Annotated in this window: 10 protein-coding genes; 3 read left to right on the forward strand and 7 right to left on the reverse strand. The window is 61.1% G+C overall.

Annotation, left to right across the window (positions count from 1 at the left end; genetic code table 11):
* Position 1: 1 nt before the first annotated feature.
* From PH603_RS05640 to PH603_RS05650, 3 genes are read right to left on the reverse strand one after another with little or no spacing between them, the layout of a single operon-like run.
* Positions 2 to 1,096, reverse strand: coding sequence for a dipeptide epimerase (locus PH603_RS05640; RefSeq protein ID WP_289505021.1), 1,095 nt, complete (start codon positions 1,094 to 1,096; stop codon positions 2 to 4).
* 25 nt (positions 1,097 to 1,121) lie between these two features.
* A complete protein-coding gene (locus PH603_RS05645) occupies positions 1,122 to 2,510 on the reverse strand; it encodes an SH3 domain-containing protein (protein WP_289505022.1) in 1,389 nt (462 codons plus the stop codon).
* Positions 2,511 to 2,519: 9 nt separating this feature from the next.
* Positions 2,520 to 3,677, reverse strand: a complete 1,158-nt coding sequence (locus tag PH603_RS05650) for a DUF819 family protein (RefSeq protein ID WP_289505023.1) — start codon at positions 3,675 to 3,677, stop codon at positions 2,520 to 2,522.
* 294 nt (positions 3,678 to 3,971) lie between these two features.
* On the opposite strand from PH603_RS05650, the gene PH603_RS05655 reads away from it, so the two are divergent.
* Complete coding sequence (locus PH603_RS05655; protein ID WP_289505024.1) at positions 3,972 to 6,896, forward strand: TonB-dependent receptor; 2,925 nt, start codon at positions 3,972 to 3,974, stop codon at positions 6,894 to 6,896.
* 78 nt (positions 6,897 to 6,974) lie between these two features.
* On the opposite strand, the gene PH603_RS05660 is transcribed toward PH603_RS05655, so the two are convergent.
* On the reverse strand, positions 6,975 to 8,048 hold the full coding sequence (locus PH603_RS05660; protein ID WP_289505026.1) for a S66 peptidase family protein: 1,074 nt from the start codon (positions 8,046 to 8,048) through the stop codon (positions 6,975 to 6,977).
* A gap of 199 nt (positions 8,049 to 8,247) precedes the next feature.
* Here PH603_RS05660 and PH603_RS05665 point away from each other — a divergent pair, with 199 nt between their 5' ends.
* Complete coding sequence (locus PH603_RS05665) at positions 8,248 to 9,495, forward strand: NAD(P)/FAD-dependent oxidoreductase (protein WP_289505027.1); 1,248 nt, start codon at positions 8,248 to 8,250, stop codon at positions 9,493 to 9,495.
* A gap of 49 nt (positions 9,496 to 9,544) precedes the next feature.
* On the forward strand, positions 9,545 to 10,951 hold the full coding sequence (locus PH603_RS05670; RefSeq protein WP_353507371.1) for a Na+/H+ antiporter NhaC family protein: 1,407 nt from the start codon (positions 9,545 to 9,547) through the stop codon (positions 10,949 to 10,951).
* A 1-nt stretch (position 10,952) separates the two neighbouring features.
* Here PH603_RS05670 and PH603_RS05675 read toward each other — a convergent pair whose 3' ends face one another.
* The 3 genes from PH603_RS05675 to PH603_RS05685 all read right to left on the reverse strand — a co-directional run bounded on the left by PH603_RS05675 (position 10,953) and on the right by PH603_RS05685 (position 15,680).
* Complete coding sequence (locus PH603_RS05675) at positions 10,953 to 11,417, reverse strand: Lrp/AsnC family transcriptional regulator (protein WP_289505028.1); 465 nt, start codon at positions 11,415 to 11,417, stop codon at positions 10,953 to 10,955.
* Between the two features lie 76 nt (positions 11,418 to 11,493).
* Complete coding sequence (locus PH603_RS05680) at positions 11,494 to 13,458, reverse strand: serine hydrolase domain-containing protein (RefSeq protein ID WP_289505029.1); 1,965 nt, start codon at positions 13,456 to 13,458, stop codon at positions 11,494 to 11,496.
* Positions 13,459 to 13,487: 29 nt separating this feature from the next.
* Positions 13,488 to 15,680 (reverse strand): TonB-dependent receptor, encoded by a 2,193-nt coding sequence (locus tag PH603_RS05685; protein ID WP_289505030.1) that lies wholly within the window; start codon positions 15,678 to 15,680, stop codon positions 13,488 to 13,490.
* Between the last annotated feature and the right edge of the window lie 20 nt (positions 15,681 to 15,700).

The following is a 15,700-nucleotide window of genomic DNA, read 5'->3' on the forward strand; positions in this document are numbered from 1 at the left end:
ATCAATCAAGCGGGATCAGGTTCTCGATCGCCTCGATCCCGAGGCCCGGTGTTTCATTCAGCTCGATATCGGGGCCGCGGAAGGTGGCTCCGCCGGTTACCGGGTTGAACTGGCAGAGCGCCGGACCATCAAGATCCACCTTGGTGATGACGCTCGATTTCGCGACCGCAAGGTGCGCGGCAGCGGTGACGCTGATCGACGATTCCAGCATGCAGCCGATCATGCATTTCACATCATAAATCTTGGCGATATCGGCAATCTTGATCGCGTCCGACAGCCCGCCGGTTTTCATCAGCTTGATATTGATGATATCGGCGGCCCCCATCTGGATCAGTTCGATCACCTCACGCGGGCCGAAGGTGCTTTCGTCCGCCATCACGGGGGTGCGGACACGCTCGGTGATATATTTCATGCCCTTGAGGTCGGCGCCTTTCACCGGCTGCTCGATCAGCTCGAGCTCGATGCCGGACGATTCCAGTTCATGCAGGGCAGCCACAGTTTCCCGCGCCGTCCAGCCCTGGTTGGCATCAAGGCGCAGCAGGCAGCGATCCTTCACGGCGGCATAGATGGCTTTCACGCGCTTGATATCAACGCCAAGGTCCTTGCCGACCTTGATCTTCAGCGTTTCATAGCCTGCGTCAGCCGCGCGGATCGAATCCGCCACCATCTTGTCGATATAGTCGACGCTGATGGTGATATCGCTGGCGATGCGGGGCTGTCCGCCGCCAAGCATCTTGTAAAGCGGCACGCCGTGCGCCTGCGCGAACAGGTCATAGACGGCGATCTCGACCGCGGCCTTGGCGCTGAAATTGTTGATGAGCGCTTCGCCGATGATCTCGTTGATCTGGTTCAGCTGGCTCACTTCCATGCCGGTCACCATGGGCATGATATAGTTGCGGATGGCATCGATGATCGATCCGTGGGTGTCGCCCGTGATGACCGCAGTGGCAGGGGCGGCGCCGTAGCCCACATGGCCCGTATCGGTTTCGATCATGATGACGATATCCTCGACATGATCGACGTTCCGGAGTGCCGTCTTGAACGGTGTGACGAGCGGCACCCGAAGCTTGCCCAGTTTGTAACCGATGATTTTCATGGAATGGACCTCAGATCATTGCGCCTCAGGGGCGGACCCGTTTGATATTATAAACAGCATCGATATAGAGCCGTTCGTTGGATAGGGAGAGCGGCAGCAAGGGCGTGATCGATACGCCGTTCAGGGTGCCGCGATAGAATGCGCCGTCCGCCTTGCTGTAGGCAAGGCCGGTGACATCATGGATGACGAAGGGCTCGGCCCCGTCGAAGCCCAGCACCATCATCACATGGCCGGGGATATAAATGAGGTCGCCAAGCTCAATCTTGCGGGCCTCGGCAACGCGCGCCTCGCGGCCAGTTTCCTTGTCGATGCGGGTGTTTTGGGCAAACACGCTTTTGCCCTGATCGCCGGAATTGCGCGGCATCAGGATGCCGAAAGACGCATAGACGGCGCCCACAAAGCCGGTGCAGTCGCGGCCATTATAATCGTGCCCCCAGCCGTAACGCTCGCCCACGAATTTGAAGGCCTGCTTCACGATATTGGCGTTCGTATAGGGCAGGTAGCCCATGTGAACATCCTGATTGCGGGCAATCAGTGCCTTCCGGAAGGCAAGGCTGCCATCGGCCTCACGCACCGGCAGTTCAACCATGTAGCCGAGATAGGGATTCTGGCCGTATAGCTCGGTCCCGCGGTCGGCTGCCGGCACCACTGGCAGGCGTACGCCCATATCGAGCTGCAGTTCGGAAACGCGGGGCTCTTCCGGATTGAAAACCGTATGGGCCCTGGCCCCGGTCACGACGAGGAAATCACCGTCCTTGCGATAGGCCAGCACGGCATCGCGGCTGCCGGTGGCAACAGCGTCCACCGGCACCCAGGCGACATATTGGTAGTTGGCGACAAGATACCATTTGCCGTCCTTGCTGGTGTGCAGCACGGCGACTTCATCGCCGGGGAAAACGCCGGTTTCCTGAAAGCGGTCGATATCGCGGTCGGTCGCCCCTTCGCTGAAGATGCGTTCAAGCGTCGGGTAGGTGCGCAGCGACGCGCGCTTCACCACAAGGCCGAACCGGACCGGGTTCTGGGCTTTCACATTGCCAAGCGCGAGGCTCGCTTCCCAGCGTTTCACATCGGCGTCCGTCACCGGCTTGCCGTCTTCATGGATGCGCGGCACGGATGGCGGATTGCTGATGCCGCGAATATAGGCGGTGAGGCTGGCGCGGCTGAGGTGTGACGGCAGGGCGGCCAGATCGCGCATGGTCGGGTCGTCGGCAATGGTTTGCCGGTTGATCGCCGTGATGGCGTCCACGTTCATGATCGGTGCGTCGGCATCCTCGCCCCTGATCCAGAAGGCAGGGTCCAGATGCTTTTCACTGACGCCGATCACGTCGCTCGCGAATTCATAGTCGCTCGCGGCAGCGGCACTGGCGATGCTGGCGGCAAGGGCGATACTCTGGATAAGGCTGCGCGGTCGCATGGAATATTCCTAGATCATGAGAGACAGAAGCTTGCCGACGAACAGGCCGCCGCCTGTGCCGACAATATAACCGAGAAGCGCCATCAGCACACCGATCGGGACGAGCGCTTCGGAATAGGCTGCAGCGAGGATGGGGGCCGAGGCCACGCCGCCGATATTGGCAAGCGACGCCACACCGCAGGAAAAGAGGTCCAGCCGGAAAACCTTGGCGGCAGCGGCCAGGCACAGGCCGTGGACAGCGAGCACCACAAGCCCGGCTGCGATATAAAGCGGTGCTTTGGTGAGCCCCGCGAAATCAGCCTGCGAGGCGATCAGCCCGATCATGGCGTAAAGGAGTACATTGCCAAGTTCGATGGCACCCGGCATGCGGCCAAGCGGCGTCATGGCAGCAAGCACACCGATGAGTGTCGCTATGAAGATGACCCAGGTGCCGGTCGAGAAGAAGGCACTGGTGGGCGCATAGGCAGCCAGCGCCTGCGAGACAGCGGAAACGGTAAGAGCCGCGCCCAGAAGGAAAAGGATCGAGGTCAGGTCGATGGGCTTGCCTGTCTCGGCTGCCGCGAGGCTGGCGCTGACCTTGTCGATCACGCCGCTGTCCGCGCCCGACCAGCGATTGAAGCGGTTTGCGAAGGGCACAAGCGCCAGAAGGATGACGACCCACAGCGCATAATCGACCGAATCCATCAGAAGGGTGTAGCCGATGCTGCTGTCCGGCACCTCAAGGGCGGCCTGAACGGCAAGCATGTTGCCGGTGCCGCCCATCCAGCTGCCGGAAAGGGCCGCAAAGGCCTTCCATGCGTGAGGCTCCAGCCAGTTCTGGAAAATCGCGAAGGCGACCACGAAGCCGATCATGATGCTGATGGTGGCGGCGGCAAAAGCCAGCAGCATGCGGGGGCCGAGCTTGACGATGCGGCGCAGGTCCGCCTTCGCCAGCAGCAGGAAGATCATGGCGGGCAAGAGGTCGCTCTTGAGTGTGCTGTTCACGGCGGAAACATCGTCCGTCCATGACCATAGCCCGAGGGACGCCAGCACCATCACGATGAAATAGAGCATGACGACGCCGGGCAGGTAATCGAACAGCCGATGCCGAGTCGTCGTCTCGGTAAGCCGGATCAGGCCCCCGATAGCCATCAGGCTGGCGATATAGGCAAAGCCCGTTTCGATCATGCGTCCCTCCCGGATATCCGGCGAATCCCTTGGCGGGCTGCCGCTGAGTTCGGAATTAATTATTCTTTTCCGGCCTCTCACAGTCCGTTCTAGCAGATCGGAAACGATGCGGAAAGCCATTAAATCAGCGGAAATGATGCCTTGGAATAGAAAATTCTTTACAGTCTTGTGAAATGCGAAGATAAATTATTCATCAACTATATTCCGGCCCGGTGGATAGCGCCGAGGCCTATTTCCAAGGGGGGAAATGAAATGTTGTCACAACAGTTGAGGCGGGCGTCCCTGGCGCTTGGAATGGGTGTCAGTCTTATCGGGCTGACGGCAGGTGGCGCGCATGCCGCCAACAGCGATGGCTCCATCCGTGGTGCCGTTGTCTCTGACAATCAGACACTGGCCGGTGCCACGATCACCGTAACGAATGCCGAAACCGGTTATTCCCGCACGGTTACCGCCGGCGCGGATGGCAGCTTCCGCTTCTCGCGCCTGCCGATCGGTACATACAGGGTAACCGCAGCCAAGGGCGGCTATGAGCGCACCGTGATTGAAGACGTGAAAGTCTCGATCGGCGGCACCACCTCGCTTGACCTGCAGATGCAAGTCGGCGGCGAGATGGAAGAAATCGTCATTTCTGCGAAGGAAGTCTCCGGGCTTTATCTTGCAGTGGCCGAATCCGGTCTGCAAATCGACGCCACCTCCATCGAACGCTTCCCGGTCGGCCGGTCGGCCGATGCAATCGCACTTCTGGCGCCCGGCGTGAACGAAGGCCCCTCCTTCGGCGGCATTTCGTTCGGCGGTGCGTCGGTCGGCGAGAATAATATCTTCATCAACGGCCTGAATATCAGTGACGTTGAAACCGGCGTCGGCTTCTCCGACGTGCCGTTCGAGATGTTCAAGGAATTCCAGGTGAAAACCGGTGGTTATTCCGTGGAATATGGCCGCACGACCGGCGGTGTGCTGAACGCCGTCCTCAAGTCGGGCACCAACGAATTCCATGGCGGCGCCAATGTCTTCTGGGAGCCCGATGACCTGCGCGGCAGCGCCAAGGACTTCTATGCGAAGGACGGCACTGCAACGATCTACCGCAGCGACGACAGCGAGAATAACCTCAATGGGAACATCTATCTGAGCGGCCCGATCATCAAGGACAAGCTGTTCTTCTATACGCTGTTCCAGCCGCGCCACAATACCGGCAGCTATTACAGCACCAGCGGCTCGTCGCTTTATGATTACAAGGATAATTCGGCCTTCTGGGGCGGCAAGGTCGACTGGTATATCGTTGACGGCCATTCGCTCGAATTCTTCGCTTTCTCGGATGAAAGCAAGACGCTCACCGACCGCTATGACGACGGCGACTATATCGAGACCGCGACTTCCAAGCGGGGCGGCATCAACTGGGCGGGCACCTATACCGGCCATTTCGGTGACGATTTCACGCTGAAAGTCCTTTACGGCCACAACAAGCGGAATTCCGACGACTTCACCAACGTGTCGTCCGAATGTAACCGCGTGCTGGACCGTCGGGGCGCTTCCAACGTCGAGATCGGCTGTACCTCGCAGCTGCGCGGCGACCATCGCATCAATTCCCGCGATGCGCTTCGTGTGGATGCCGAATATGAACTTGGCAATCACCTGATCCGCGGCGGTTTCGACTATGAGAAACGCACCACCTACATGGAGCGCGCCTCGGTCGGCCCGGATATGACGAGCTATGAAATCTTCGCCACCACGCCGGGCGCCAGCGTCAACAACGTGAGCGTGCCGGACGGTGTGGATGCCTATGTGATTGCCCGTCAGGAAATCCGCGGCGGCACGTTCGATGCCAAAACCTCGGCAGCGTATCTTGAAGATGTCTGGTCGGTGAATGACGACCTCACCGTCACCCTCGGCATCCGTTGGGACCGGTTCGACAGCAAGGACGCCGTCGGCGACAGCTTCATCAAGGTTGATAACATGTGGTCGCCGCGTGCGGCGCTTTCCTGGAACCTCGACGACGAAGGCCGCTCGCGCGTTTACGCAAGCGCCGGCCGTTATTATTTCCCGATCGCCAACGGCCTTGCCGCGCGTGAAGGGGGTGGCACGGTCGACACCCGCTACTATTATGCCTTCAACGGCCTTCAGGAAAACGAAACCTCGGCTGGTCTCACCAACGTCACCCCGATCCTTGGCGAGCAGCTTGGCACTGTTGTCCAGTTCGGTTCGGGCGAAGGCCGCGGCGCGGACATTCCCTTCATCGTCGATCAGGACCTGCAGGCGAGCCATCAGGATGAATTCATCCTCGGCTACGAACGCCAGCTTGACGATCTCTGGAGCGTCGGTGTGCGTGGTGTTTACCGCAAGTTCCGCAACGCCATCGAGGACATCCGCGTCTATGCCAAGGTTCCGGGCTGCGGCGAGTTCTTCAACGACTGGTTCTTCGGCAACATCGGCCAGCCGCTTACGGTTGATATGAACTGTGAAGACGGCACCGTGAAAACCGTGACGGTCGATCTCGGCAAGACCAACCAGTATGGCCTGAACGGCGAGGATATCGGCAGCCCGGTTGCCAAGCGCAACTACAAGGCTCTCGAGTTCGTCGTGAACCGCGAATGGGACGATGTATGGATGGCGCGCCTTTCCTATACGCTCTCCAAATCGTCGGGTAACTATGAAGGCGGCGTGAACTCGGATACCGGCAACGATATCCCGGGCTGGACCGAAATCGGGGACGAGGTTTCCTACATCATCGGTAACCAGGGCGATCTCGCGAACGATCACCGCCATGCTATCAAGCTCTGGGGTGCCTATGCCCCGACCGAACGGGTAACCTTCGGCGGCAAGCTGACGGCTATCTCCGGTGCGCCGATCAACGCCCGTGCCTATGGCAACCCCTACACGAGCGTGACGCGCTACCGCGAAAACTGGCTCTGCGTCCAGAACTGCCTTGACTCCGGCAATGGCTGGACCCCGGCTGATCGTGTGTTCGAGGAACTGACCCGTGGCAAATACGGCCGTCTGCCGTGGCAGGTCAAACTCGACCTCTCGGTTGACTATGAAATGGAAGTCAACGGCTTCGACGTGAATGTCGGTCTCGATGTCTTCAACGTCTTCAACACCCAGAAGGCGCTGACCTACGACGAGATGATCGAATCCTCGCTCGGCACCGAGAATATCGGCTTCCTGTCGGCGGATACAGCAGCACAGCCGCGCTACTTCCGCCTGTCGGCCGGCTTCAAGTTCTGATCTCCGAAACTATTCTCCAGTGGACAAAAAAAAGGGGCGCCTGCGGGCGCCCCTTTGCTTTGGGGTTGTCGGCTGTTTTCAGGCGACGGCGGGTTCCACCAGGCGGATGATGCCGGCGTCGGCATCGATCATGGCGCGCGCCCCGAGGGGCAGGGTGAAGTTTTCCTTGATATGGCCAAACTGGGCGCCTGCGAAAACCGGGATGCCGAGCTTCGCGAAATGCTGTTCGAACACTTCGATCAGCGTGAAGCCGCCAAAGGGCTCGGCCTCGTCCGGTCCGCAATCGGTGAAGCCGCCAAGCACGATGCCCTTCAGTCCTTTCAGGTGACCGCCGAGCGCCAGCTGGGTGATCATCCGGTCGACCCGGTAGATCTTCTCGCCGACATCTTCAAGGCACAGGATGCAGCCGTTAAGGTCCGGGAAATAGGGTGACCCCATCAGCGAGGTGAAGACGGTGAGGTTGCCACCCACAAGCCGCCCTTCCGCCTTGCCGGGCGTGATCGTGTGTGTGCGATTGGCGCGGGCGACGAGCGTGCCGTCGTTCCGGGGAACAGTGCGATATTCCACCTTCTCGCCGTCAAACATCAGCGCCTGCAGCATCTCGGCTTCGAACGTGTACCAGCTCGATCCTGCATTGGGGCCGTGATAGGTGACCAAACCGGTCTTGGCCGCAAGGGCCGCGTGAAGCGCGGTGATGTCGCTATAGCCCAGCAGGATTTTTGGATTGGCGCGGATCACCTCGAAATCCAGATAGGGCAGGATGCGCGCCGCGCCCCAGCCGCCGCGCAGGCAGAAGATGGCGTCGATGCCGGGATCGCGGAACGCTGCCATCAGGTCTGCAGCGCGGTTCTCGTCGGTGCCGGCGAGATAGCCGTAGCGGTCCATCGCGTGCGGGAATACCTTTGATTTGAGCCCCATGGCGGCCAGCGACTCCGTGGCAAGCGGCAAGTTGGTCTTTTCCCACAGCACGCCGGAAGGGGCGACGATCGCGACCGTGTCGCCGCGCTTCAGGCGTTTCGGTTTGAGGCCCGGTTTGGCGGGGCGTGCCGGTGATTTCGCGGCCGCCGTTGGCGCCAAGCTGCCCATCGTGGCGGCGGTAGCTGCAAGTGCGCCGGCGGCCTTCAGGAAGCCTCGTCTGCCGAGCTTTTTCATGCTATTCCCCTCACGTCTATTCGCGGCCTTGCGGTCGCAGGAATAAAAAATCACATTCGGGATCGATCCTAGCGGACCTGACTGCGAAATCCAGCTAAAGCCACCCATTCTGGCGATATTATTTGGAATATATTATTCTTGACAGGTGCGGGGCCAGCGTCTCTGATGCGCCGGAGAATATTGAGGGAGGATGCGGACCATGCAGGACCGCAATGTGACAATCGTGGGCGGCGGGATCATCGGACTGATGACAGCTTATCATCTGATGGAACGCGGCATTGCTGTGACCATCATCGATGCCGTACCGCCCGGCGACAGGGCACAGACTTCTTACGGCAATGCGGGCTCGATCTCGATCGGCAACGTGTTGCCACTCGGCAAACCGGGCTTCGTGATGGATGGCATCCGCATGACGCTCGATCCGGAATCGCCGCTGGTGATGCCCATATCCTACATGCCGCGCATCGCACCGTGGCTTTACAAGGTCTGGCGCGCCTCCGGCCGGGCAACGGTGGAGGCCAGCGCCAAGGCGTCCGCGCTACTCAGCCATGAATCGCTGGCGGCATGGCAGGCGCTTGTGACTGACCTGAAGCTCAGCGAGCTCGTGCGACCGGATGGCTGGTTGAAGCTCTATGAGACCGAAGCGAGTTTCGAAAAAACCGCCAAGGAACGCGCGCTGATGGATCGGTTCGGCTTCGGCTACCGCGTCCTTGACCCCGATGCGCTGGCGGAGCTTGAGCCGGGCATTGCGCCGATCTATCCGAAAGCGATCCTGCAGACCCAGTCGCTTGCCATCCGCAATCCGGGGCGCTGTGTTTCGGCGCTGGCGAGCCATCTGCTGGCACGCGGGGCAGCCTTCACATTGGGGCGGGTGACACATATCGAGCGTGCCGAGGGGGGCTATTATGTGAAAGGCGAGGGGATCGACCATCTGGCACGCGAGCTTGTGATCGCGGGTGGTGCCTGGTCCAACCGGCTTCTCAAGGGGCTCGGGATTCGTGTCCCGCTTGAAACCGAGCGCGGCTATCACCTGATGTTCGATGGCGGCGCCGGGCTTAGCCGACCGACCGTCAATATGAACCGCTATTTCGTCCTCTGCCCCATGGAGCAGGGCCTGCGCATGACCGCCTGTGTGGAACTCGCGGGGCTTGAGGCAAAACCCGATTATCGCCGTATCCGGCGGCTGGTGGCGCACGCGAAACGCATGCTGCCGGGCATGGCGACGGACGAGCGGGACCAGTGGCTCGGCTTCCGCCCCTCGATGCCCGATACCCGCCCGGTGATTGGCGAGGCCGGTGGCCACAAGGGGCTCTATCTTGCCTTCGGGCATGGCCATATGGGGATGACACACAGCGCGGGCACAGGCCGGTTGCTGGCCGGGCTTATCGCTAGCGGCGAGGGGGGCGACGTGCTCGCGCCCTTCGCGCCAGCGCGCTTCGGCGCCTGAAGGGATATCAGTTGCGGCGGGAGGGCGCCGCCCAAACGGGGGAAATGACTTGGGTTGGATGACGCTGCTACCGCCATTATTGGTTCTGGCACTGGTATTGTGGAAGAAGGAGGTCCTGTCGGCGTTGCTGGTGGGTCTCTTTGTGTCGGAACTGCTGCTTCTGGTGTCGGGGGGCGCTGGTGGTCCGGTGGCGTCGGTGGGATTGGGGGCCTTGGCCACCATCGACCGGATCGTCGCCGTGGTGGCGGACGCCGATAATGCCCGGGTGCTGGTGTTCGCCCTCCTCATCGGGTCGCTCCTCGCCTTCATGTACCGCTCCGGCGGGGTGGCTGCGGTGATCGACCGGGTGGTCGGCATGGGGCTCGTGAAGTCCCGCCGGCAGGCGCTGGGGCTGACCGCGGTGACCGGCACGGTCATCTTTGTCGAATCCAACCTCAGCGTCCTGGCCTCGGGGCTCCTGTCGCGCGGGCTTTATGACCGCTACGGCCTCAGCCGGGCCCATCTCGCCTATATCGTCGACAGTACTTCGGCCCCCATCTGTATCCTCATTCTCCTGAATGGCTGGGGCGCCTTCGTGCTGGCGCTTCTGGGCGGTTATGACCTCGGGGTCAGTTCGGCCTCGGTCCTCTGGGGCAGCGTGCCCTTCAACTTCTATGCCCTCATCACCCTCGCCATCATCGTCTATTCGGTGGCAAGCGGGCGCTTCCATGGCCCCCTTGGCCGGGTGAAGGCCTCGGAAGGCCGCATCGGTCCCGACGCCCATGAGGCAACGGACGGCGGCCATGAATATGCCCCGACCCGCTCCCGCTTCATGATCCTGCCGCTGCTCGCCATGATCTTCGGGATGGTCGGCTTCATGCTCTGGACCGGGAACGGGAGCATCGCGGCGGGTAGCGGCTCACGCTCGATCCTTTATGCCACCGTGCTCGGCTGCCTTGTTGCCTATCTCCTTCTGGTCATCGACCGGCGCTTCGGTCACAAGGAACTGGTGGAGATCGGCCTCAAGGGCATGAATGACCTGATGCCGGTCGTTCTGATCCTCCTGATGTCGATCGCCTTCGGGGCCAGCCTCAAGGCGCTTGGCACCGGGGCCTTCATCGCCGGGATCGTCAGCGACGGCATGGCGCCGATCCTCATCGCCCCGGCGCTCTTCATCGCGGGTGCGCTGATGTCCTTCTTTACGGGGACTTCGTGGGGCACCTTCGCGATCCTTGTGCCCATCGCCATGCCGATTGTGCAGACGCTCGGCCTGCCGCCCGCCTTCATCCTCTCGGCTGTTCTGGGCGGCGGGGTGTTCGGCGACCATTGCTCGCCGATCTCGGACACGACCATCGTCTCGTCGCTCGCCTCAGGCTGCGACCATCTCGAGCATGTCCGCACCCAGATCCCCTATGCCCTCACCGCCGCCGCAATCACCATCGTGGCATACCTCATAGCGGGAACGGTGGTGCTTTAGGTCAGGACGCGGAGCGACCGTAGGAGATCATGGTTTCGGTGCCGGACACCGCCGGGTGGCCGTTCACATAGGTGCGGCGGAAGGCTTCAAGCTGCGCCAGATCGCGGCCCCAGAATTCGACCAGAAAGTCGAACTTGCCGGATACCATATGCACCTGCGCCACATCACTGCAGGACATCAGGTCGCGGCTGTAGGAGCTGAGCATCTCGTGATGCTGGCTTTTCAGCTTCACCGCGATGAAGGCGGTGACGGGCAGGCCGATCTTTTCGCGGTCGATCACGGGGCGCCATCCCTTGAAAGCCTGTTTGCGTTTCAGGCGCTGCACGAACTGGCGGACAAGGCCGGTGGGGCTGCCGTCGGACGCGTCTTCGATCCGCGCCTGAAATACATGGTCACGGATAAGGCGGACAAGCGCGGCGCGCTCGTCGGCAGTCAGGATGTCGGCAGGCGGAAGGGTCCGCTCCATGGTCGGTCTTTCAGGCAGTGAAAACTCGGAGAAAAAGGGGATGGCCCCGGAAGGCCATCCCGAAAGGTAGCAGACGTCAGAAATTCAGGTCCAGCGTCAGGAAGCGGAAGCGCAGGATGATCCAGGCGACCGTCAACATGCCGAACACAATGAGCGCAGCCCAAAGCTTCACAAGACGGCCACGGTCGCCGTTCCACACAAGCCATGCGTTCCAGGCCGAAATCGGCACACCGGCAACGGCAGCAAGCGTGACAAGCTGCAGAACGCGCATCGGCATATCGAGCCGGCCATCAAGGGCGGAAAGCGACGAGTCCGTCAGCGACACAACCTGGAACCAGCCGGCAATCACGCCGAGTGCCACGAAGGCGAAGGCGCGGGTCAGGCGGTGGGCGACAAGTGCCTTGTCCTTGACCGGCAAATTGTAGCCATAACGGCGGCGGATAAGGGCGGCAATCGGCCACGAGAAGGCGGTCAGCACCAGAATGGCGAGCCCGCCCCCAAGGACCGGCTGGCCCCATTCCAGCGACAGCGAGGTCGGGACGGGTTCGAAGCTCAGGACGGGCGGCAGGTCGCTTGAAGAAAGGCGAACCACCTGGCCGTCCTTGACCGCTGCAGCAAGGCGGCTGGTGCCGCCGACTTCCTGCCAGACGAACGGCTCGATCTCGCGCCATTCTTTGGGTACGCCGGCTTCATCACGGAAGAAATCGGTGGCGATGGTGGCATCCGCATTCACGGTGACATGGCCTTGGCCGAGGATGTTGAAAAGCGACACCCAGCTCGTTTCCGGGCGGCGGCTGCTGTAATAGGCGCCGGCCATCAGGGCCGCATGTTCCTTTGCGGTTGCTTCATCCACGGAAGCATCGCTCGGCTGCAGCGGGCCGGAGAAATAGCGCTCAAGGAAACCGGTGCGAAGCGAATTGCGCACGGTGCGTGACGCACCGTTCTTGCCGCCGCTGTTGACCGAAATGAAAACGCCCACATTGCGGTCGGTGAACAGGGTCAGGTCCGAGTGGAAGAAGACGGTATCGCCGCCATGGCCGATGATCGTCTCGCCGCCCGCATCACTGTGATAGAAGCCGAGCGCCATGCCCTGCAGGCCGGGCACGGGCGTGAAGGCGGTGGCATGCATCAGGGCCGCCGTTTCGGGCGACAGGAGAACGCCGCCATCCGCCAGATGCGCGATCATGAACTTGGCCATATCGGTGCCGGTTGCGGACATCGACCCGGCGGGTGCGAGGCTGATGATCTCGAACGCTTGCGGTTCGCCCGAGGCTACACGGTAGCCTTGCGACATTACGCCCGCGTGGCCCTCAGGCAGCGGCTGGCGGAAGGACGAGTGCGTCATGCCGAGCGGTGCATAGATATGCTTCTCGACATAATCATCGAACGGCTCGCCCGAAACACGCTCGACGATATAGCCCGCAAGGGCCGCGCCATAGTTTGAATAGGCGACAATCTCGCCGGGGGCGAAAATCCGGCTCGGGGTCCATTTCTTGAGGATTTCACCAAGCGGGAAGGCGCTCGCCGGATTGTCGGTGATCAGGTATTTCACCGTCTCTTCAAAGCCCGTCGTGTGGGTCAGAAGATCGCGGACGGTGATCGGCTTGCCATAGGCCGGCGGAATTTCGAAATCGAGATAGGTATTGATATCGGCGTCAAGGCTCACCTTGCCGGCTTCCACCTGCTGCATCAGCGCCGTCCAGGTGAAAAGCTTGGATACCGAGCCCGGACGGAACAAGGTTTCGTCGGGGTCGACAGGCGCGCCGGTCGCCACGTCCGAAAGGCCAAAACCACGTTTGGTGAGGATTTCGCCGTCTTTCACCACCACGACAACCGCACCGGCAATATCACCGGTGGCGAGTGCATAGGGCATGAAGCCATCAAGCCAGATATTCACGTCATCCGCCGTCAGCGGATGCGTACCGGGGGTGGTCTCCACAGCGGCGACGGGCACCGCTGCGGTTTCTGTTTCTGTATCCTGTGCCAGGGCGGGCGCCGTTCCCAGCGCCCACATCAGGGCAAGGCTCAACCATTTACGCATTATATGATCCTCGCTGTATTTTCTTGTGGTCAGTATTGCAGGCTGAGCGACAGGCCGAAGGCACGCGGCCGAATGATCGAGGCTGCGATCCCGCCCATCGGTGCGCCAGACGGGCCACCAAGTGCGGTGAAGCCGCGTGCGTCGGTCAGGTTGCGGACATAGGCTTCAAGCGTAATGTTCTCGAAGGCAATGCCGGCATGCAGGTCCACCAGTTCATAGGACGGCATGGTGCGCTGCCCAAGGGTGGAGTCAAAGCCCGATTCCCGCGCACCGGTGTGGCGCCATGTGCCGCCAACCGAGCCGGTCAGCGTGTCCGAGAGCGGCCATTCATATTCGGCGCCAATCGACGACGAGAATTTCGGCACATAGGGCAGACGGTCTCCGTCCAGTGCGCCAGTCAGCGGGTCGGCATCTTCCGTCAGCTTGGCATCAACGTATGACGCACTGCCGGTGAAGGTCAGGCCTTCGACGGGGCTGTAGGTGGCCGAGAATTCAGCGCCCTGGCTTTTGGCTTTGCCGCCGTTCGAGTTGACGCCGAAGTTATCGACCTGCACCAGCACCTGAATGTCGGTCCAGTCGATATAGAAGAGCGAAGCATCAACCGCGAGGGTGCGTTCCAGAAGCTCCGCCTTCACACCAGCCTCATAGTTGGTGGTGTAATCGGGGGCGAAATCACGCGGTACGGATGTTGGTGCGGTCGGGGGCAGGGCATTCGGGCCGCCGGGGCGGTAGCCGCGTGCCACGCGCGCATAAAGGGTCGTGGTTTCGTTCGGCTTGAAGCTCGGCGCCACCGAGAAGGTGAATGCGGTATCCGAAGAGTCGCCGTCGAAGCTGGTGGCCGGGCCGGCGAGCGGGCCAGCCGTCGATTGCAGGTTCGTCTGGTCGTTGCTGCTGTAACGGGCGCCGACCGTCAGGTCGAGCTTTTCCGAGAAGCTGTAGGTGGCGCTTGCAAAGCCCGCATATTCCTTATAGTCGGAATCGAGGCCGACAAGGATCAGCTCTTCAAGGCCGGTGAAAACTTCACCCGTGCCTGCGTCGATCCCGTAAAGGACTTGGCCAAGGGCGTTTTCTTCTTCCGAATAATAGCCGCCAACAGTCCATTGCAGCGGGCCGTCACCAGTTGAATCTACGCGGAATTCCTGGGTGAAACGTTTCTGGCCCATGGTGGCGTCAAGGCCGGCGCCAAGTGGTGTGCCAAATACAGCCGTCAGGATCGGGCCATAAAGGGACGAGAAATCGTCCGTCTGTGTCTGGTCAAGCTTGCCATAGCTCGTGGCCGAGGTGAGGGTGAAACCTTCAAGGTCCCATTCCACCGTGCCGTTATAGATGCGGTATTTGATATCGTTATTCTGCGACAGCAGCCGGCTTTGCATCAGCTCACCGAACAGCGGAAGGTTGGTGGCGGGATCAGCATCAAACGAGTTGTCGCCGTTGCTTTTCAGATCCTGCAAGTTGGCCGAAAGTAGAACCGAGAAATTATCGGTCGGCTTGAACAGGAGGCTGGCGCGGCCGCCTTCCATGGTGCCGCTGTTGACATGCTCGTTGCCGTTCACATCATCGATGAAGCCGGCGTCCTTGCGGTGGAAGGCGCTGGCGCGCAGGGCAAGTTTTTCACCGAGCGGCACGTTGACGGCACCGCGCAGGGCATAACCGGTGTCGCCGCCCTTCATGCTTTCGACATTGCCTTTGGCAGCGGCTTCAAAGCCTTCAGTCGAGGGTTTTACAGTCACGAACTTCACAAGGCCGCCAAGCGAGTTGGCACCATACAGCGTGCCCTGCGGCCCGCGCAGCACTTCCACGCGTGCAACGTCGAACGGGTCAAGGTCAGGGGTGAGGATCGCGCCGTTCGCTAGGCCGGTGGCCGAGCCATAAGGCGTTTCATCCACATAGGTCGCAACCGTTGCGCCAACGCCGCCCGCGTTAATGCCGCGGAGAATCAGGCGCGTCTGGCCCGATTGGGTTGTGGTGAAGGTCGCGCTTGGCAAACGGGTCAGATAATCGTCGAACCGTTCGGCTTGCGCAGCGGCAAGGGCCTTGGATGATAGCACGGAAACGGATTGGGGCACGTCCAGAAGGCGCTGTTCGCGCTTCTGGGCGGTAACGATGATTTCTTCCAGTTCAAAAGCGTCCTCTGCGCCGCCTTCAGCCGCTTGCGCGACAGCAGGCAGGGTCAGTGCAATAGCGGCACTTGAGGCAAGAAGCATTCTCGACAGATGTAACACGGCAAGACCTCCCATAAATA

Source organism: Gimibacter soli (assembly GCF_028463845.1).
In the GTDB taxonomy this organism is placed as follows: domain Bacteria; phylum Pseudomonadota; class Alphaproteobacteria; order Sphingomonadales; family Kordiimonadaceae; genus Gimibacter; species Gimibacter soli.